The organism is Bacillota bacterium (genome assembly GCA_018818595.1).
In the GTDB taxonomy this organism is placed as follows: Bacteria; Bacillota_I; Bacilli_A; order Izemoplasmatales; family Hujiaoplasmataceae; genus JAHIRM01.
This window is the reverse complement of the sequence record JAHIRM010000026.1, coordinates 44,308-64,892: the sequence shown is the minus strand read 5'-3', so window position 1 is coordinate 64,892 and position 20,585 is coordinate 44,308. Positions and strand designations below refer to the sequence as shown.

General features: G+C 31.6%; 16 protein-coding genes. 13 read left to right on the top strand and 3 right to left on the bottom strand.

Going from position 1 to position 20,585, the window contains the following annotated elements:
- From KJ971_05030 to KJ971_05000, 7 genes are all read left to right on the top strand, one after another.
- Positions 1–319, top strand: a 319-nt coding sequence (locus tag KJ971_05030; protein MBU1145201.1) for a hypothetical protein, incomplete at its 5' end; no start/stop codon positions are given.
- Positions 320–383: 64 nt separating this feature from the next.
- Positions 384–917 (top strand): hypothetical protein, encoded by a 534-nt coding sequence (locus KJ971_05025; protein ID MBU1145200.1) that lies wholly within the window; start codon positions 384–386, stop codon positions 915–917.
- 604 nt (positions 918–1,521) lie between these two features.
- Complete coding sequence (locus tag KJ971_05020; GenBank protein MBU1145199.1) at positions 1,522–2,673, top strand: helix-turn-helix domain-containing protein; 1,152 nt, start codon at positions 1,522–1,524, stop codon at positions 2,671–2,673.
- Positions 2,674–3,052: 379 nt separating this feature from the next.
- Positions 3,053–4,297 carry a helix-turn-helix domain-containing protein gene (locus KJ971_05015; GenBank protein ID MBU1145198.1) on the top strand — a complete coding sequence of 415 codons (1,245 nt, stop codon included), beginning with the start codon at positions 3,053–3,055 and terminating at the stop codon, positions 4,295–4,297.
- A gap of 212 nt (positions 4,298–4,509) precedes the next feature.
- On the top strand, positions 4,510–4,851 hold the full coding sequence (locus KJ971_05010; protein MBU1145197.1) for a hypothetical protein: 342 nt from the start codon (positions 4,510–4,512) through the stop codon (positions 4,849–4,851).
- A 253-nt stretch (positions 4,852–5,104) separates the two neighbouring features.
- Positions 5,105–6,934 (top strand): ABC transporter ATP-binding protein/permease, encoded by a 1,830-nt coding sequence (locus KJ971_05005; protein ID MBU1145196.1) that lies wholly within the window; start codon positions 5,105–5,107, stop codon positions 6,932–6,934.
- A complete protein-coding gene (locus KJ971_05000) occupies positions 6,909–8,681 on the top strand; it encodes an ABC transporter ATP-binding protein/permease (protein ID MBU1145195.1) in 1,773 nt (590 codons plus the stop codon). The genes KJ971_05005 and KJ971_05000 overlap by 26 nt, the downstream gene beginning before the upstream one ends.
- 131 nt (positions 8,682–8,812) lie before the next feature.
- Here the strand turns inward: KJ971_05000 and KJ971_04995 are convergent, their stop codons facing one another.
- A complete protein-coding gene (locus KJ971_04995; protein MBU1145194.1) occupies positions 8,813–9,649 on the bottom strand; it encodes a histidine biosynthesis protein in 837 nt (278 codons plus the stop codon).
- Complete coding sequence (locus KJ971_04990) at positions 9,646–11,208, bottom strand: PTS sugar transporter (protein MBU1145193.1); 1,563 nt, start codon at positions 11,206–11,208, stop codon at positions 9,646–9,648. The genes KJ971_04995 and KJ971_04990 overlap by 4 nt, the downstream gene beginning before the upstream one ends.
- Positions 11,209–11,391: 183 nt before the next feature.
- On the opposite strand from KJ971_04990, the gene KJ971_04985 reads away from it, so the two are divergent.
- From KJ971_04985 to KJ971_04970, 4 genes are all read left to right on the top strand, one after another.
- Positions 11,392–12,111 (top strand): GntR family transcriptional regulator, encoded by a 720-nt coding sequence (locus tag KJ971_04985; protein MBU1145192.1) that lies wholly within the window; start codon positions 11,392–11,394, stop codon positions 12,109–12,111.
- A gap of 214 nt (positions 12,112–12,325) precedes the next feature.
- Positions 12,326–13,189, top strand: a complete 864-nt coding sequence (locus tag KJ971_04980; protein MBU1145191.1) for a GNAT family N-acetyltransferase — start codon at positions 12,326–12,328, stop codon at positions 13,187–13,189.
- Positions 13,190–13,435: 246 nt separating this feature from the next.
- Positions 13,436–14,029, top strand: a complete 594-nt coding sequence (locus tag KJ971_04975; GenBank protein ID MBU1145190.1) for a type IV toxin-antitoxin system AbiEi family antitoxin domain-containing protein — start codon at positions 13,436–13,438, stop codon at positions 14,027–14,029.
- 131 nt (positions 14,030–14,160) lie between these two features.
- Positions 14,161–14,862 carry a nucleotidyl transferase AbiEii/AbiGii toxin family protein gene (locus KJ971_04970; protein MBU1145189.1) on the top strand — a complete coding sequence of 234 codons (702 nt, stop codon included), beginning with the start codon at positions 14,161–14,163 and terminating at the stop codon, positions 14,860–14,862.
- Positions 14,863–14,983: 121 nt separating this feature from the next.
- On the opposite strand, the gene KJ971_04965 is transcribed toward KJ971_04970, so the two are convergent.
- Positions 14,984–17,080: a hypothetical protein gene (locus KJ971_04965; protein ID MBU1145188.1), complete on the bottom strand. Its 2,097-nt coding sequence runs from the start codon at positions 17,078–17,080 to the stop codon at positions 14,984–14,986.
- Between the two features lie 345 nt (positions 17,081–17,425).
- Between KJ971_04965 and KJ971_04960 the strand changes: the two genes are divergently transcribed.
- Both KJ971_04960 and KJ971_04955 read left to right on the top strand, forming a co-directional pair.
- A complete protein-coding gene (locus KJ971_04960) occupies positions 17,426–17,911 on the top strand; it encodes an LURP-one-related family protein (GenBank protein MBU1145187.1) in 486 nt (161 codons plus the stop codon).
- Positions 17,912–18,098: 187 nt separating this feature from the next.
- Positions 18,099–20,585, top strand: coding sequence for a hypothetical protein (locus KJ971_04955; GenBank protein ID MBU1145186.1), 2,487 nt, complete (start codon positions 18,099–18,101; stop codon positions 20,583–20,585).

The window sequence follows — 20,585 nt, the reverse complement described above, 5'->3', positions numbered from 1 at the left end:
TAGAACATACTTAGAATTAGATAATACTGAAGAAAACAGCCAAGCACTGTACAGTATTACAAAACAAATAGAAAAATCAATACTGGAGACGAGTGGAAATGAGATTGATTTTCCAAATCTTAATATTTTCCCGAGATTGGTAAAAGTATCTGAAGATACCCTTGATTCCACTTCTTATGACGACAAGGTTATTAAAATAATTGAGAAAATGAATTACGACGATTATATGGGAGACAATTATAAAGATTACTATAGTGATTTGGAGGCTGAGGATAACGATATAGATGAACTCTTTCAGTACTATAATCCAAAAATGTAATTGTTGTATGACTTCTTGTCAAAGAAATCGACTAAAAAGTGAGTTGCGAATTTGAGGAGGAAATATGAATTTTATTATTGATGGAAACTTATCACATTTAGCAAATTATGATAATCTGTTAAAAACTGTTAGCGATGTATATATTCAGTATGCGACATTATTTGGAACAGATACTATGAGTAAAATAAAGTTATATATTGATAATGTAGCCAATTTTGAGAAAGCTAATTCAGGATATACTCCTATGATAATCCCTATTTTTAATGAATACTTATTTGTAAAATTAGGCATCCCAGATTTTGGTGATACAGCGAAAATAATCTATCAATTTTCACACGAACTTGCACACTATGTTTTCTATTCTCTAATGGGATTTGATAAACCGTTTGCTGATTATGAAGAGGAAGTAATATGCACAGCATTTTCTTTATCAATGATTAAAAAAAAATGTAAACAAGACGTATTCGAAAATTATTGTAATTATGTTAATTCTGTTGAGGAAGAACAATATAGGGATGGATATTCATTGGGGATTGATTACGAATTTAATTTACATAATCTAAAGATACGGTTAAAAACCAAAGCTATGGAATATTAGCGTTTTGATATTAAATTGTATGTAATACTTTTACACAGAGCAATATTACAAATAACTATAGGAGTATTTCTTTCTCCCTAAGTGTGATACGTTGAGCCGTATCATAAGTAATTGCAACTTATGTTATAAACCTCATAACAAAAAGATTTAACTTTCTTAGATTATGACATAATTAGTTAATTTGAATATAACAAAATATATCTGGACAGGGGGTCAAATCGCCTCAGCTGCACCATTTAGACCCGTATCCCGAGAAACAGCAGTATTCGCATACTGTCTATGTGTTCTCGGGTTTTTGTTTTATAAATGCCCTCATTTTTAAACACTTTTTCAAACAAAAAGAGTTGTTAAAATTATGTTGTAATAGGGGTTTTTTGAAGAAATAATTTTTTAGTATTTTCAAAGAATTCATTCTACATTTTTTAAACATTTACATTGTATTTGTGCTATTTATGCTACAATTTATATGGGGCAACGATTAGTTGCTAAAAAGCAATAAATATGTCATATTCATTTTTCGTGTCTTTTGGTATACTTATGACAAGGAGTTGATAACATGGAATATATAGCTAAAAAAATACAAGAGTTAAGATTAAAACATAATATGTCTCAAGGTGATCTAGCAGATAAACTTGGTGTAAGTAGACAAGCCATAAGCAAGTGGGAAAGAGAAGAGGGATTACCTGACTTGTATAATATCAAGAATCTCGCTAAAATATTTAAAGTTTCTGTTGATGAGTTGGTGATGGATGGCGGTAATATAATTATTGATTATCGAAATAAAAAATCTGTTGTTTTAATGTCAATACCAATGGCGATTATTTTTCTTGGGATACTCGTGTTATTGTTTTTTACGGTAGCGTATGGAGTTGCTATTATAGGAGATATTTTTACGTTAGGAAGAATGGTATTGTATAACAATCTTCAATGGGTCTTGGTACCAGTTGGACTGATGATTTCAATAGCATTGTTGGAAACATTTTTCAATCTACTATCCAATCATAAAGTGAACTTAAGTAGATTATTGAGTCTCATATTGTATTCATTGGTACTTGCTATTTCACTAGCAGCTCTATTGGAATTTGAAATAACTGGATTTTCAACTATTTTTCTTTATATCTTTGGCTTTATTATTATATCTGTTGGCCTAGTTGGAGTAATTCTTTTTCAGACAGACATTCGATTACATACTGGTATTAGAGATAAAAAGCCTGTTAGGATTACTTTGAAGGGGCTTAAGGCAATTGCATTGTCATATATTTTAATATTTGCCTTATCGGCCACAGAAACATATATATTTACTAAACCCTTGAATTATTTATATAACTATACATCCAGTAGCGTTGATGATAGCTTTTATATGCACGTGAGTCAAGATGATTCAAACACTGATATTAGACATTTTAGTATTAATATTGATTATCTAGTGCAGTTAGATCAGAATATCCAAAACCCTTATTTGAAGGTATACATGAGTGACAATTTGATAGCGGAGGGAATCTTAATCAATAGTATCAATGGAGATTATAACTATGTGTTTGAATTAGAACAAAACGATTATGAATTGCCGATGATTCTTTTAGATGAGGAATATAGTACACCAATTGAAATTAAATGTGTCGTAACCTATGAATTAAACAGCATCTTGAACACAGAAACGATATTTCCAAGTTTTCGGGAGAACAGAACGGTAATGGGGTTTGCTAAAGCACAAAACTTATGGATATGGGACTACAAAGATTATATTCCTGAATAATCAGATAGAAAAATCTAGTAATTAAATAATAGTAGAGCGCTGAAAATAGCGCTCTATTTATAAAGCTAGTTCAGCCCGCAACCCGAGGACGATGTAGTATTTCATATGCTTCATAAATAACCTCGGTTTTTTGTTTGGAGAAAAATATCATTTTATGGAGTTTTTTCGAATATATTTTTGAGAATTTACAACAAATTAGTTAAATGATTGCGACTCAGACAAAAACAATTTATCTTGCAACAATTTCAATAATATCAAAAGTGAATGTGTTATAATTTTAAATAAGTTGATAATTCCACTATAACGTAGAGCAAAGTCGCACATAGAGTGGTTTGAATTCTATCTACTAAAAGGTATTATACTATTGGGAGGTGCTAATATGAACATGAATGAAATAGGAATTTTTTTACAGTCACTTAGAAAGAGCAAAGGATTAACCCAACTTGAGTTAGCGGATATGTTGAATGTTTCCAATAAAACTGTCAGTAAGTGGGAAAATGGACTTGGGATACCTGAAATGTCGACTCTTTTGATGCTCTCAAATATTTATAATGTTTCAGTAGATGATATTCTTCGAGGATCTATAAAGATGCAGAAGAATGATGATAAACCCATTGAAAGATTTCAATACATCATACAAAAGAGTAAGCATCAATACTTTAACCATATGATACTTTGTTTTGGGATATTGCTACTTGGTGGGTTAACATTTTTTGTGACTGATAGTTTAACAAATTCTAGAAGCATTTCAATCATAATAACACTTGGATTCATTCTTTTATCTATCTTAATCCAAGTGTTTAACCTTGTTCGTGTACGTTATCAACTCATTGAAGTTGAGGGAAATGATACCTATAAATCATTCTTCCGTATAGTGTTATTTTCTAGTTTCTTTCTTCTTGGAATTGCACTGTGGTTAGCTATTTTTTCTTTTTTGAAAAATGCATCATGGATTGATCCGTCTTTGAACGCATTTTTCTATTCAGCGATATCTCCAGCATTAGCCATAGCTTTTATCTATACATTAGTTATTTATGGTATCGTTCGATTTTTTGTGAAGTTTTCATTTAATGTTCGACTATCTCGTATCAGTAGAATTTTTCTAGCAAGCTTTCTTCTTATCACTCTAGTTCCTTTTATTATACTAAAAGTCTTTTCTGCGAGAGATGTTGCAATTAAAATGGACTGGAGTGGAGTTGTAATGTCAACCTATCAGATTGAAACACAAGAAGACAGGTATTATACAATGCGTTTGTTTTGGCTTTTAGAAGAATCAGCTTCTCAAGGCATTCCTCCTTTAGAAGTGTATAATATTGTCATGCTACCTTATGAAAATGCAAGTGTTCCTTACGTGTACTACCATTTTACTTCACCCACAGATTATGAGCTAACTATTAGGTTGGAATATTTTGAAGACTTTTTGGGGCCCTTTGGTTATAGCAATTTTGATATTGATGATTCTACCGCAACGGCTTATTGGTTTGATATTAACGATGTTCAATTGGAATTTGAACTATATGGATATATTTTCATCAACTTGTTTCAAGTTTGGATTTATGCAGGTTTTGTTGTAATTCTTGTTCGAAAGTTAAGAAGAAAAAACTCTGAAACTGTCCAAATATAATTCCACACTGGAAATGCATGGGTTTTTGAACTAAAAAATATCTTCACCGTTTAAAATCGGTGAAGTGAAATATTATTATATTTTTTGAATCACAGTATTATTAACTGAAATTTAGCTAGTATACTAAATAAAGCCAAGATGTAACAAAAAGACACCCCTCCTTGAATTTTTTGTCTTGTGGTATTATAATAAAACATATAGGAGGTGTCTTTATGAAAATTGCCGTTAAAGTATGCAAAATATTCATGTTATTGCTTGGAGGGTTCTTCATTTTCATGGCTTTCGATTCTTTTGATGGCACGGATTCTGTTTGGAATATGATGGTGGAATTTCTAATGAATTCCTCACCAGGTGTTATATTGATAGCATTGACATTTATACTTTGGAACAAAGAATTATTACTTGGAATCATTATTCTAGTTGGCGCAGTTGGATTATTTTTCTTATTTAAGTTTTACCGTGATATCGAAGAAAAATGGATTACAATCTTAATTGTAGAAGTTCCAATGTTGACCGCCGGTGCTTTGCTTGTGTTTTCCAACCATAAACACTAAACAAGGCATAGCAAGAGAGTAAAACACAAATTTACAGGTAACCGAAGTTTTGTAGTATTTTCTTTTACTACAATATCTTCGGTTTTTTGTTTTTCATTTTTTCATTCTAAATAAAATCGAAAATCATCCTTGATTTACCTCTAATATATACATCAATTTTTCTAATTGTAAGGATATGAGTTAATGCAACTACAGGTTGATTGTTTATTTTTGTGGGTTGTAATAAAATAAAGTTAGTTAAGGATGGTATACTATGAAAACAAAATATTCAATTTGGGAAGTATTAAAATTTCATGTAAGAGGAATTAAACAAGAAAATTCGAGTTTTTTATTTTATATTTTTATCTTGTTTGCTTTATCTAAAGGAATTTTAACAATTGTTACTGTATTATTTCCAAGATACATTATCGATGCGATTGTGATTCAAAACACAAACAATTTATTTTTGTGGATTTCTATATATGGATTTTCAATGCTTATTTTAATGGTAGTGTCAACAATAACACAAAACATTTTTAGTGGTAATGCTATGGCAATCCATAATTTACAAGGTGGAATATTTTTTAAAAAATATCGACATGTATCATATCGTTATTTAGAAGATCCGACATTTCAAGCAAAAAGATCAACTGCACTTTGGGCAGCAATTGGGAATAACGATAGTGGTTATGAGGGAACATTAAGAAGTGTATTTGCTTTGTTGCCAGAAATATTATCAGTAATTGGACTAATAATATTGTTAGGTCTGTTTCGTCCTTTAATTGTGGTAGTTGCTCTTGTGTTATCATTCCTACAATATCAGTTTGATCTAAAAGGTAAGAAATACAAATTTGAGAATCGAGATGAACTTCGTGAAAGGGAGCGAAAAGCAGAGTACTTTTTTTGCACAGGACACGATTTTTCTTATGGAAAAGACATAAGAATCAACCAAATTCAAAAACAGTTTCATGCAAATCATCAAGAGAAGTCTAATATATATACAAGATTATTTAAAAAGCTCAATATTATTGGATTTAGGTTTACAATTCCAGGAATATTCTTTATCACAATAACCAACGGATTAACGTATTTGCTAACTGCAAATGCATATATGAGTGGGGAAATTTCAATTGGGCAAGTTTCATCAACGATATGGGCAACGCTTGCTATTACTTTAGGATTACAAAAAATGTTTACGTTATTGGCAAAAATTAAAGAGGATACAAGTTATACAAGTGAATATATGGCATTTCTTGAAAGTGATGAGTACTTTCCCAAACAAGTTGGAACTACGATTGATCTAGAAAAAGTTTCTATAGAATTAATCAATGTTAGTTTTAAGTATCCAAATTCTGAAAAGTATGTTCTTGAGAATATAAACTTAAAAGTAAGTTCTGGTGAGCGGTTAGCTTTAGTAGGTACAAATGGTTCTGGGAAGACCACATTAGTGAAATTGCTTAGTGGCTTTTATGAGCCAACAAAAGGAACTATTTTGATTAATGGTGTTGATTTAAAAACAATTGATTTAAACTATTATCGCAATAGATTGGCCGTTATATTTCAAGAGGTTTTAGTATATGCGGCATCCATTCTTGAAAACATTGTTGGATTAAGTAAGGACACTATAGAACACGAGAAGGCTATGAATGCATTAAAACTTGTAGGGCTATATGATAAGATTCAATCCATGCCACAGAAAGAACACCATGAATTACTAAAAGTCATTGATCCTAGTGGAACTGAATTAAGTGGTGGAGAAAAACAAAAATTATCGATTGCAAGAGCTTTATATAAAGAAGATACTTCAATTATAATTCTTGATGAACCAACAGCTTCACTGGATGCAATTGCTGAAAAAGAAATATACGAGAATTTTAAAACCCTGATAAACAATCGAACAGCAGTGATTATATCTCACCGTTTAGCGTCCACTAAATTTTGTGATAATGTTGCTTTGTTAGAGAATGGTAAGCTTCTTGAATATGGACCCCATGAAGAACTAATGAATAAAGAAAATGGGATATACAAAACAATGTTCATAACGCAAGGTAGATATTATCAAGAAGGAGCTGAAAAACATGAAACAATTCAAAACAGCATATAATATTTTCAAGTTTACCAATAAAATATCGAAAACATTTTATCTTGTGATTTTTGCACAAGCGATTATTAGAACAGGAAAAATATTGATTGGAGTATATGGTCTTAAATTAATCATTGATGGTTTAATTGCAAATGACTATATGATATCACTCCAGATGATATTAATCGTTTTAGGAGCCGAGTTACTGCTCAGTCTACTAGAAAAAAAGCTTGTTAGTGTACTGGAAATCAAAAAAGTTGAAATAGAGCAAAAAGTATATCAATCAATCAACCTCAAGCTAATGAACATTGATTACCAACATCTAGAAGACCCATATTACTTAGATCTTTCTGAACGCTCGAAATACTCTATAGAACACTTTAATGCACTGGATGATCTCTTTTCAAGTTTTGCCGATATTGCCTATTATTTGCTCGTTATTTTTTCCATGTTTGCAGTATTGATTACATTTAACCCATGGATATTATTGATTATTTTTGGCACTTTGGTGTTGTATACAATCAACTCGAAATTCTCATCAAAGCAAAATGTGTTAATATCCCAAAAATTAGGACCAATTAATCGCAAATTTAATTATTATCAAGTCATTGTATCAGATGTTTCAAGCGCCAAGGATTTTAGCATTTACCCGTTGTCAGATTTGATGTTTGATAAATACAATTATTTCTTAAAGGAAACAAATAAAGTATTTATAAACTACTTCTTGAAGAAGGGTTTTCATGGTTGTATATTCATAATTATTAGTGTTATTCAAATTGTTTCTATATATAGTTTAGTTGGATTTCAATCGATAGCTCTCAGCCTTGGTATAAGTACATTTGTTTTCTTAGTAGCAGCCGCAACTAAAACTTCGGAAGCTTTAAGTGGCTTTATAGCTAGTATATTTAGATTTCAAACATCATCTCAAATGCTGGGACCACTAGTAGAATTGATGAAATTGAAAGAATCTGAAGAACTTTATAAAGAAGGAGAAGTTGCTAATGTAATGAATTCATTGCGTTTTGAAAATGTATCATTTCATTATCCAAATCAAGAAAACATTGTTTTAAATGATATTTCATTTACAATTGATAAAGGTGAAAAGATAAGTATTGTTGGCTTGAATGGCGCGGGGAAAACAACATTGGTAAAGTTGATTTGTCGTTTATACAAACCAACTTCTGGTACAATCTACTGGAATGGTATAGATATCCAAAAGTATCAGTACAATTCATACTTAAGTCAAATTGCCGCTGTATTTCAAGATTTTAAATTGTTTGCTCTTACTTTATTTGAAAATATTGATATGGAATCGAATAACCGCGAAGAAGTATTACGTTGTATTAATCAAGCCGGTTTGAATGACAAAATTGCTAGTTTAGATGATGGCATTGACACATATCTTTCCAAACAATATCATGAGTTTGGAATCGAGATGTCCGGTGGGGAAATGCAAAAGTTAGCCATTGCAAGAGCGTTTTATAAAAACTCATCATTAATTATTCTAGATGAACCTACAAGTGCTCTAGATCCACTTGCTGAAGCTGAAATATATGAACACTTTAGTGAGCTAGTGGCAAATAGAACTTCTATATATATTTCACATCGTATGTCATCTTGTGTATTTAGTGACAGAATTATTATTCTTGATGAACATAAAGTACAAAAAATTGATACGCATAAGAATTTAATGAAACAAAAAAATTCAAAATACTATGAGTTATTTAATTCACAGGCAACATATTATCAAACAAGCGTTAATTCTTAATTCTAAAAATCGAATTTAATTTAAACATATTTGTGTAATTTTCAAGAAGATTTTACTTATATAAAACAAGAACCCAAATTCTATAAATTTAGGCTCTTGTTTTTTTATATAAATTAGATTCTCATTTTAAACTATTTAATAAATTCTCTTACTTCTGCTTGAATTGCTTTTGCAGCAATGTTATCAAGTGCGGTTCCTATTACTAAAATGTTGATTCCAACCTCTTTAAAGGCTTTATAATTTGTCTTGTTAATTCCGCCTTCAGCAATTGTTGGAACGCTTACAGCGCCAACTAATGCTTCAAGTCTTGCTTTCATAAATGGATGAATTTCTCCACCCTTTACGCCTTCATAACTCATGCCAGTCATCATTCCAATAAAGTCAACACCAATCGCTTCCATTTCTTTAGCTACTTTTGCAACTTCTAAAGGAGTTTCAGCTGGAACACCAAAGATATGTTTATCTGTTGGCATACCGATATAAGCATCAACTAATAATCCAAAACTATGAGCTTTTGTTACCCATTCCTTTAAGTCTTCTATACTAGATTTATGAGTGTGCAGCCCATCAACCCCTGATTTAGCGATATTGATAAAGTCTTCGTCTGATAATACGACAGGCATCACTTCAGTAAATCCACCTGGAACACCTATGGTTATGAAGATGCTTTCTCCCACCACTTGTCTTACTCCATGAGCAGCTTCTAGCATTTGTTCTAACTTGATTTCATGTCTTACTTGTTCAGCATCATCCATGTTATTTACGCCTTTATAACCTCTTGCAAGTGCTAATGCTGGATGGTTTGGTTCTAATAGTCTTGCTCCTGCATCAACAGCCGCTTTTGCCATTCTAGCATCATCACCTGTGATTCCAGTACTTAACAAAGTAGTTCCATTGTGTTCTTTAATAGCATCTAATACTTTCTTTCTACCTTTTTCTAGCTTTAATTTCATGTCATTTACAATCATTTAACTTTCACCTCTTTATGTCCAATTCTATTTACAACCATGGTTAACACAAAAGCGATAGCCATAGCTAGTAACATACAAAATGCAAATCCTAATGGATTATTTGACAACGCTGGTGCAATAACAGATGGAACGTAAGCAGTTCCTTTAACGCCTAGTAAGCCTACAAATAATCCACCAATTCCTGATGCAACAATTGCTGTTCCCATTATGAGTTTGTTTGAAAACATAAAGGGATACGCCGCCTCAACAAATGTACCAAAGCCAACATTAATAGCAAAACCAGGAGCAGCAATAGAACGATCATCTTTTCTTCTTGGCCAAACAATGTTTGCAAGTGTAATACCTGCTGAAACCATTACTAAACCTACCATATCTACAGCTCCAAGGAAACTCATTCCTTCGATTTCCATTTCAATTAATACGATTGGCAATATTGCAGCATGATATACTCCACCCATGATAGCGGGCCAGATTAATAATCCAGCAATTAAACCAGCTAACGCAGGACTAAATTGTAGTGCAGAATCGATTAACCATCTAATTCCATCTCCTGCCCATAAGGCAACTGGAGCGATTAAATAAAAGACGAGTAAGCCTGCGACTAAACCTGCAATACCACCAGCAATAATGTTTGCGGTTGTTCCAGGTATTTTCCATTTTATGGCTTGTTCTATAAACAATGCTGCAAGAATACCTGCAATGATTCCACCGATGATTCCACCAATGATTCCTCCATTAACAGATAGTACACCGGCAACAAGCCCAGCAACAATTCCAACTTCATCTAATCCTGATACTTGTTTTGCAGCAATAACAGCAACTAAAACAGGTAAGGCAAGAATTAGTATATCAAAGATTCCATAAAGACCTGATAAAAATGGTATTTGACTTAATGCTAGTACCAAAGCCATAGCAATAAACCCTGGAATAGATGCAAGCATAATGCCTCTAATGCTTATTCTTTTTAATATGTTTGAATTATCTATGCTATTAGATGATCCAGAAGATTTAATGACAGCGTGATACTTGATACCAAAAAATTTTGATAAACTTTGTATTGCAGCAATGGCTCTTGTTCTGTTTGTAGTACCAGTAGTACCAGAAACAGAAATTACTTTTGCTCCTAAAGATTGAATGTAGGCCATTGATGTTCCGCCTGTACCTGTGATTGGAATTTTCTTCTCAGCAGCAGCGCCTAAACTTAAAGAATTTACGCCCTTTGCATCCGCACTCATTACAATAATTCCATCTACTTCACCAGCTAGAATGTCTAAACTAAGTTTACTGTCTGCTTGTTTTGCTAATTCATTTGCTTCATTTAAACCTACTAATTCTGAGTTTACAAGTTCTCCGTTTGAAATTTCGTATAAACTAGCTTTTGTAGACGCTTTGATACTGTCCATTGATGAAGTTGCACCAACAAACACAATATTACTAACCTTTATTCCCGCAGAATCTGCTTGAGTTAGAATCTCTCCTAGTAATTTGTTGGGGTCTTTCCCACCCAAACTAAATAAATTCCCGCCCGAACTACCAATTACAGCAATTTTCTTCATATTAGCCTCCATTTGATTTTTTTGTATGTCTATACATATAATTATATTCTAGCACTATGTACGTACATGTCAAGCCCTTTTTTGAAAAGCTTTACATTTTTCTTAAAATTTTTTGATATTTATACGGACATATTGGATTTTTTTGAAACTTAATGGTACACTTAATAATAAGGAGTTGATGTTATGTACAATGAAATGCGTTATTTACATGAACAAATATATGAAGATCTTAAAAGTAAAATTCTTACGAAAGAATATATATATGGTTCAATGCTACCAAGAGAAATTGACTTAATGACAATATACAACGTAAGTAGACATACCATTAGAAAAGCAATGGAAAGACTTTTTGTGGAAGGATATGTTTATAAGGTAAAAGGAACCGGAACTTTTGTTAAATCTTCAAAGGCGGACTATAAACTATCAACGATGTCCAGTTTTTCTGAAATCATTGATAATCAAGCAGGAAAACCAAATAGTGTTGTAATAGAAGCAAAAAAAATGCTTGCAGATGAAAAAATTAAAGACAAACTTGATTTAGGTAGCACTAAAGATTGTTATTATATTGAAAGAATCAGAAGAAATGGTAAAACCAATCTTTGTTTTGAAAAAACATTTATTAACCCAGAGTTATGTCCAGACATCATAGAATATGTAACTCCAAATGCTTCATTGTATCAATTATATGAAAAAAAATACAATCTAACTTTATTTGAAGGAATATATGATTTGGAGGCCATCACTGCTTCAAAACATATCTCAAAGATTTTAGATATTCCTGAAGGTTCAGCTATTTTGTATATGGAAGCTAATATTTTTCTTGAAAATGGTAAGGCATTATATTTTGTAGAAGCTTATTATATAGGATCAAGATACACATTTTCAACAAATCTTAAAAGATAACTTAAATTATTGTATAAAAAAAACACTGAATGGTAATTCACTTTCAGTGTTTTCTTATACCAAAACACACAATGAACTAAAAAGTCATTTTTCTGTAAGAACAGAAGAATTGAAACATCAACAAGGGTATAATTTTGCGAAATTGTGTAAAAAGTGCTATAATACGAAAGAATTCATTGCAAATTTATTTAACAATTATTAAGTAACTAAGGAGATGATTGATATCCATAATATTACATATATAGATGACAAAAACTTTGAATATAATAAAGAATTGATAAGTGCACTTCATACCTATAACAAATCCCAAACTGGTTATAGAGAAAAAGACAGTCGCGATTTTTATGTTTTTAATAACGAAATTTTGGTTGGGGCTTGTCATACAAAACAAGCTTCTGACTGGTGTAAAATAAAGGGTATCTATTATAAGGATATCGATGTTCTAAAAGCGTTAATGAATGATATCAAAAAGTTTTACCGAGGAAACGTTGAGGGCATTCAATTTAATTCCGTGCAAGAACAAAAGGTTCTTGATTTTAAAGAAATCGGTTTTAGTGTTCATGGGAAATTAGATGATATGCCAAGTGGCAATAAAAATATTTTTCTTCTTGATAAAAATCTAGAAAGTCATGAATTAAACAAAGATTATTTAATGAAATCATCTAGTGAACCTATTCCTTCTTATAATACTCTTTTGAAAGCAGAAATCAAAAGAGTGAGAGAAAGTCTTGATTTTTCTACCGAGCAAATTGATTTGCAATATATTGTGCTTGATAATAATCAATTTGTAGGAGGAATCTACGGTAATTTCCAATATGAATATCTATTTATCAATGTATTATTCGTAGACAAGAAATACAGAGGAAAAAGAATTGCATCTAAACTAATGCATATGATGGAATCAGAAGCGTTAAAACGCGGAGTGATGAATCTGTATTTGACTACATTTGAGTTTCAAGCATTGGATTTCTATAAAAAGCATGGTTATAAAGTCATTATGACAATAGAAGACTTTCCGAAAGATTTCGCTGAATATACCCTTTATAAAAAAATGAAAATAATCTCAAAAACCAATTAATCAAAATATCTAATTAGAATGAGACTTAACAACGGTACGACTAGTTTTCCTTGTTGTATATCATTAATTCTTCTCCCAACCTAGACATGAATTTTATAATGGGAATTGAAAGTTTTATTGGGGCCATATATAAAGCAATAACCGCTTCAATGTTTTATACAAAAGCAAAAAAAGAACACTTTAATCTTGACTACAATGCTTAATTAATGATATAATTCAAGCATAAAAGTCAAAAAGGTGAAAAATATGGAAAATGAAAACAAAATTTTATCTGTAATGAAAAAAAATAACGGGACAATTACATCAAAAGAAGTAATGAAATTAAACATTCATAGACAATACCTTAAAATTTTAGAAAATGATAAGCTAATTGAAAAAGTTGCAAGAGGCGTGTATATTCTACCAGAATACTTTGAGGATCAAATGTATGTCATTCAACAGAAATTTAGAAGAGGCATTTTTTCTCATGGGACTGCACTATATTTACACGGATTAACAGATAAAACTCCAAGTGTTTATACAATGACATTTCCAAATAGTTACAATACATCAAATGTTTTATCACAAAATATAAACACTTATCAAAGCTATAATAAATACTACTCTTCTTATCAAAAAAAAATCAAGACAAATCATGAAAACATAGTATTAACTTACACCCTTGAAAAAACCTTGTGTGATATTGTTAGAGGAAACAGCCGGCTAAGTAGTGAAGAAGTAACAAATGCATTCAAGATGTATGCAAAAAGAAACGATAAGAACCTTCCCTTATTATTTGATATTGCAAAAACACTAAGAGTAGAGAAAAAAGTAAATACATATATGGAGGTCTTAATTTGATTTCACAAGGAAAACTCAAACATAAAATTAACATAATATCGATACAAAAAAATATTCCTCACGGGATTTTATATCAAAACTTCTTCTTTGAACGATTTCTTGAAAGACTGTCTCTTACTAAATATAAAAATATGTTTGTATTGAAAGGCGGATACTTAATTTCTTATATGTTAGGAGTAGAAGATAGAACAACCGTTGATGTTGATTTGACAGTAAGAAACTACAACGTTAATGAAGAATCACTACGAATGGCTGTTCAAGAAATACTAGACATTACCCTAGAAGACAATACCTCATTTGTAATAACAAATGTAACAGATATACGTCATGAAGACAAATATAATGGTTATAGATTTACAATTATAGGTACATTCTACTCCATCAAGTTTCATATAAAACTTGATGTATCAACCGGAGATATTATCACACCTTATGCTCAAGAAAAACAAATTCATTTATATATGTCAGAAACAGACATAACACTAATGAGTTATAATACTGAAACGGTTCTTGCTGAAAAAATTGAAACGATTCTTTCAAGAGCTGAAGCTTCAACTAGACTAAAAGACTATTATGACATTTTTTCTATACTAGTGAAAGATCTGGGTAACATAAATATAGATGATTTAAAACTAGCAATACAAAACACATTTATTCATAGAAATTCACAAAATATTCTAGATAATGCAACAAAAATACTAGAACAGATTAAAAAGAGTGACATATTGAAAGAACGTTGGGAAAAATATAGAGAAGATAACCCATATGTGGGAAAAATTGCATATAATGAAGTAATGACAAAGCTTGATCTTTTGGTTGGGTTAGTATTTTAGACACTCATTATATTATGTAAAGATAAATAACAAAAAAAGGAAGGTTCTACTATATTTATTTGTATAACCATTCAAAAAGCCGCACTCAAAGGAGTGCGGCTTTGTTTGTTTGCAAAAAAGATTAAGAAGGAGAATAAACGCCCGTTTCCATTGGAATTGATTCTCCGGTAGCATAATCATAGAAATCCCAAGTTGTAATATCTGTTTCTGCAAGATAGATTTTTTGACATGCAGGGGTTCCAATACCTATATTTGTCGCTTCGAGGTTATCAATATATAAATCATATGTTGCAAAGCCAGGGAAGAGGTTAGCGTATGCACAAGTAACGTTTTCAAGAACGATGACTTCAAGTAAAGTCAAATCTAATCCCCCACCGATATTAAAAGAGTCTACAATATCAAGATTGCTACAAATGATTGCTGTCACACTAGAAAAATCTTCTGAAACTTGTCCTAAATATAAATTATTAGCAGATACATTCGTTAAAGTGATATCCTGAAGTAAAGAGAAATCAGCCGTTTCCCCACTTATGAAAATATTTCCACTACAATCCACATTCGTTAAAGATAAATGTTCAAGTGCAGAAAATTCTACATCACGATCTCCAATCTTGATTATACTTGCGTTCACATCAGAAATCATCAAATCCGTTAAAGAAGCGAAAACGGATCCGACTGAACCGATAATGATTTGGTTTAAAGAAATGCCTCCGAGAGTTAAATATTCAAGAGAAGGATGAGATCCTTTAATATAGATTGTTCTATTTGAACCTTCAAATGTAGTAGTCGAAAACGATAAGTCAGATAATACAGAATCATTGATAGTGCCACCTTGGATTTCAACATCTCCAAGTACTGAATCTGCAAAAGTTAGGGTAGAGTATACCGATCCTTTCACAAAAACAGTATAGGAAACAGTTGTGTTATCGATGGTTAAAGTTGCTTTAGTTTCAGTGATAGGTTTTGTGCCAGTTACTGTAATCGTTCCAATGTTTGAGTCAACGAAATTCACCATATCAAGTTTGTCAAACTCATTTTCTTCATTTCCAAGTAAGGCACTATTACTAATAGTAGTACTATCAATCTCCACAATCGTTAGATTTGGAAAAGGCAAATCTAAATTGTCAGCTCCAACTTGGAAATAATTTAGAACAGAGTTTCTAATATCAAGTGTTTCAAGAACAGGAAAATCATAAAGCGTCTCAGCGTTTGTAACATAATCCAAATACGTATCATTTTCTGTATTGGCATTTTCAGATAAATACACACTATACCTTGAAAGGTTATCAATATTGATTGTCGTTAACAGTTGAAAATCTCCGTTTATGGTCAATTGTTTAAACGTTGTTAATGAGACGAATTCGGGACCATTAACAAGCAAAAGCTCTAAAGAGGAGAAATCACCTAAAACAAAAATATCTTGATTTCCTCCATTAATTTCCAAATTTGTTACCCAGTCAAGATCCATAAGCAGAACCTTTCCTACTTCATAGCCGTTGATAGTTTCTGGTATTACAATGTCGGTTTTTCCAAGCGTAACGGCATCATCATAATAAGGAAAGCCTGGCCCTAAGATGATATCTACATTATCACCGTCTACTGACAATGGCAAGCCCAAATTAACATCAAAATAATTAAGGGCATAGATTTGGAATAATAAAGAAGTAGTTAAATTATCAGGAATGTCGGCTGCGAAAGTTCCATCAACCATATCTCTTGAAAACAAGATTTTAGTTAAAGATATTGTCCGCTCGGAAAGATATGTTTCTAAATTGGCAGAGCCTGGAACCGTCAATACGATTTCAGTCGTATAGGACCCATCTGTTTCAACCGTAATGGTAGAAGAGGCAACGTACAAGGTAGATTGATCGGTATACACACAATCTCCTAAAATACTGTCTGTTATTTCAACGCTATACAGTAGATCATAATTTGCACCATTGGTAATGATTACTACTTCGAAATCATTCTCGCTATAGAGATCACCCTCATAAATGTTTTCTGAAGTAGTAGTTTCTGTTGTATTTGTTGTATCTGTAATATCCGCAAACTCGGTCAACCCGGTATACACATTTCCTTTTAAAGATGTTATTTCAGAATCCTCATTAAGATACATCTCAACAAATTCAGGTGGATCTGAAATCGTTTTCTCGCCATTACATCCTAAGACACCGATAAAAATGATTAATGTCAACAATATGAAACTGATTTTTTTCATAATACCCTCCTTATTATTTAAAAAAACAAAAAAAGTGTTCCAGTAATCTTTGAAAGCACTTATTTCTTGTTGCCGCTTTACTAACTTTACTTGCGGCAAATTTGTTTGTATATTAAATTTGAATGTCCTATTGCTTATAATTTAACTCAAGCGGAATAACTTGTCAATATCAGTAAGTATTATTTGTTCAATATATTGTCCTTCAGAATCTATATTGAAATGATTTAGCGAATTAATCGATAATACTTTTCTCTAAATGAGTTGATTTATATTTGTTTTTTTGATTTAATAGATATGATAGGTTAATCTGTAAAAAAATAAAAAAATATGAATAAGGAGCGTTATATGAAATTTTATATTAAACAAAAAGTTTTTACGCTTAAAGATCAATTTAATATTACTGATGAATCGCAAATCATGATGTATCAAGTGAAAGGAAAGTTCATGAGTCTTACAAATAAATTGGAATTATTAGACAAGAATGGAAATGCTTTGCTTTTTTCTCATAGAAAAGTATTAACACTTTTGTCTAAGTATTTTATCTCCAATTTAAAAGGCGAAGAAGTAGCTATAATCAAAAGGAAATTTTCTCTACTTCCTAAATTTGATTTGTCTATTCTTGGAAAAGAATTAACCATGGAAGGAAGCCTTTTTGCACATTCCTTTACTATTTTGGATCACGGTGGTGAGGTTGCCTCTATCAAGAAAAAAATAATCTCATGGGGTGATACATATGAGATTGAGATTTATGGGCAAGAAAATGTGGAACTATTCTTATTTGCTGTTATAATTTTAGATCAAGTTATCCACGAAAAAAAACATAGATATTAAAAAAAGATAAATATAAATAAAATGATGCAATACACTTTTTCTAAAGTTTGACAACATATAATAGATTTAGCTTAACAAGCCCTTTATGGGCTTGTTTATTTTTTTAAATATTTTTTTATAACATATTGAAAACGCTTGCATCAACGTGTATAATGTGTTGTGGTAATACCACCAAGGAGGAATAAATATGGAAAGCAAGTTAAAGGAACCTAAAAATCTTTCAAAAAGAGTTCAGTGGTTAAGAGACTACTATTTTGAAGGAGTAAATAGAGATTGGAATAATGAGTACCATAATTTCACTACCGGAAAACCATGGGATTATTTATTTGATGAGATGACCTATTATATTGTTCCTGAAACGATATCTTTTTATCAAACGTTCACTTCATCAACACTTCAAAGTGCAATACCAATTGAATTACCACAAGACTTTTGGAATTTATCTTTGAAAGAAAGAAGAGCAACTTTCTTAAAAGAGATCATGGTCAATAATATGCCAATTGTTATACTGAAACATGATTTATTATGCGGAGCGAATTTTAATCTAATGTCTTCTCACTGTTTAAACGAAAAACAAGCAAAAAAGAGAAGCAAATTGGTTTATGGTAAAAAAGGTTCAAGAAAAACCTTTCTTGAGTATTACTATCGCGGTTTTGGAAATGTAGGAGCAACGAGTGGACATTTAATTCCAAACTATAAAAAAATCCTAACATCAGGTTTTGAATCAGTTTATCAAGAGATAACCGATGAATACAATCGGTTAAGCCCTCAAGAAAAAGATTCTAAGGCTGGAGAACAATTAAGAGCTATGATGATAGCTTCAACTTTGCCGAAAGAATTAGCCGAAAAATACAAAGATAAATGTTTAGAATTAGCTACCAAAGAGAAATCTAAAACAAGAAAAAATGAATTGTTATTGATGTCAAAAAATCTAGAAGTTGTTCCTTGGAAGCCATCAGAGAACTTCTATCAAGCAGTCCAATCATTGTGGATAACTCATATGTTAGTCATGAGCGATGAAAATTATCCCGGCCCAGGAGTTTCTTTTGGAAGATTAGACCAATATCTATATCCATTCTATAAAAAATCCATAGAAGATGGAATGTCAGAATTTGAAGCCAAAGAAATTCTTGGTTGTTTTTGGTTTCACTGTAATACTGCTTATGATGCACAAATCAGAGTCGGATATAATGGTATAACTGCAGGATTTGGTCAACTCTTTAATCTCTCAGGAAGAGATGCTTCAGGAAATGATCAAACAAATGATTTAACCTACATACTGTTAGATGTTATTGATGATATGTCCCCAATCCTAGAACCGAAACCGAATGTCAGACTTCATAAAAACACTCCAGAAAAACTACTGGATAGAGTTGTAGAAATGATTGCTTCCTCTCAAGGAGCACCCTTCTTATTGAATTTTGATGAAAGATCCATGGCAGGAATGCTTAGAGAAGCAAAAAAAGCACATGTAGAAGAATATATTAATAAGGACAACGTATTTGAATACGCATCTGTTGGATGCCTTGAAAACACAATGTGTGGAAATGATAGGTCAGGAACCGTTGATAATAATCTCTATCTCTATAAAGCAGTAGAACTTGCATTCAATCAAGGAAAAGACTTAACTCCAAAATATAATGAATCTTCTATGAAGTATTTAAAGCTGAAACAACTTGGTCCTAAAACCTTGGGATTATCTGAAATGAAAAAGTTTGAAGACTTTTATCAAGCGGTTAAAGAACAAACAAAATACATTATAAAGGAAAGCGTTGATTTATATGAAGTATCCGAATCCATTCGTTCAGAATATGGGAATACTCTTTATTTATCTACATTAGTGGATGGAACAATCCCTTCTCATAAAGATATTACTGAAGGAGGATCTGAATTAAAATTTGTTACAATCGAAGGTGTAACATTTGCAACGACAGTGGATTCAATATTGGCTGTGAAGTATTTAGTATTTGATAAGAAAATTTGTTCATTAGAAACCATAAAAGAAGCTTTAATCCACAACTGGGAAGGTTTCGAAAAACTAAGACAAATCGCAAAAAACAAAGCTCCAAAATATGGACGTGATGAATCTCGAGCCGATGAAATTGCTTCAGATTATATGGATTTCTTTGCAGAAGAAACATGGAAATACAAAACTAAGTCAACCGCTCGCCAATTCAGACCAGGAATGTTATCTTGGAATTATTGGGTAGGGGCAGGATTTATTCTTCCTGCATCACCAGATGGAAGAAAGCATGGAGAATTTTTCTCTAATGCCATTTGTCCATCAAACGGAGCAGACACCAAAGGACCAACGGCCAATTCCAATTCTGTTGGAAACATATTAGGAGGCAAATCAGAATCAAGTGATTTTGAGGGATACGTAAACTGCCTTCCAAATGGTGCAAGTCATACTATTACTTTCAATTCTTCATTACTTAAGAATATAAACCATTTAGATAAATTTAAAGCATTTTTAAGAGGTTACATCGAAAATGGGGGAACGGCATTACAAATTAATGTATTAGATCCTGAAATGTTAAAAGATGCTCAAAAACACCCTGAAAATTACAAGAATTTGTTAGTTAGAATTACAGGCTATAATGCATACTTTGTTACTGTAGGAAGAGAATTGCAAAATGAGATTATCGCCAGAGAATCACACCAAGAGTACTAA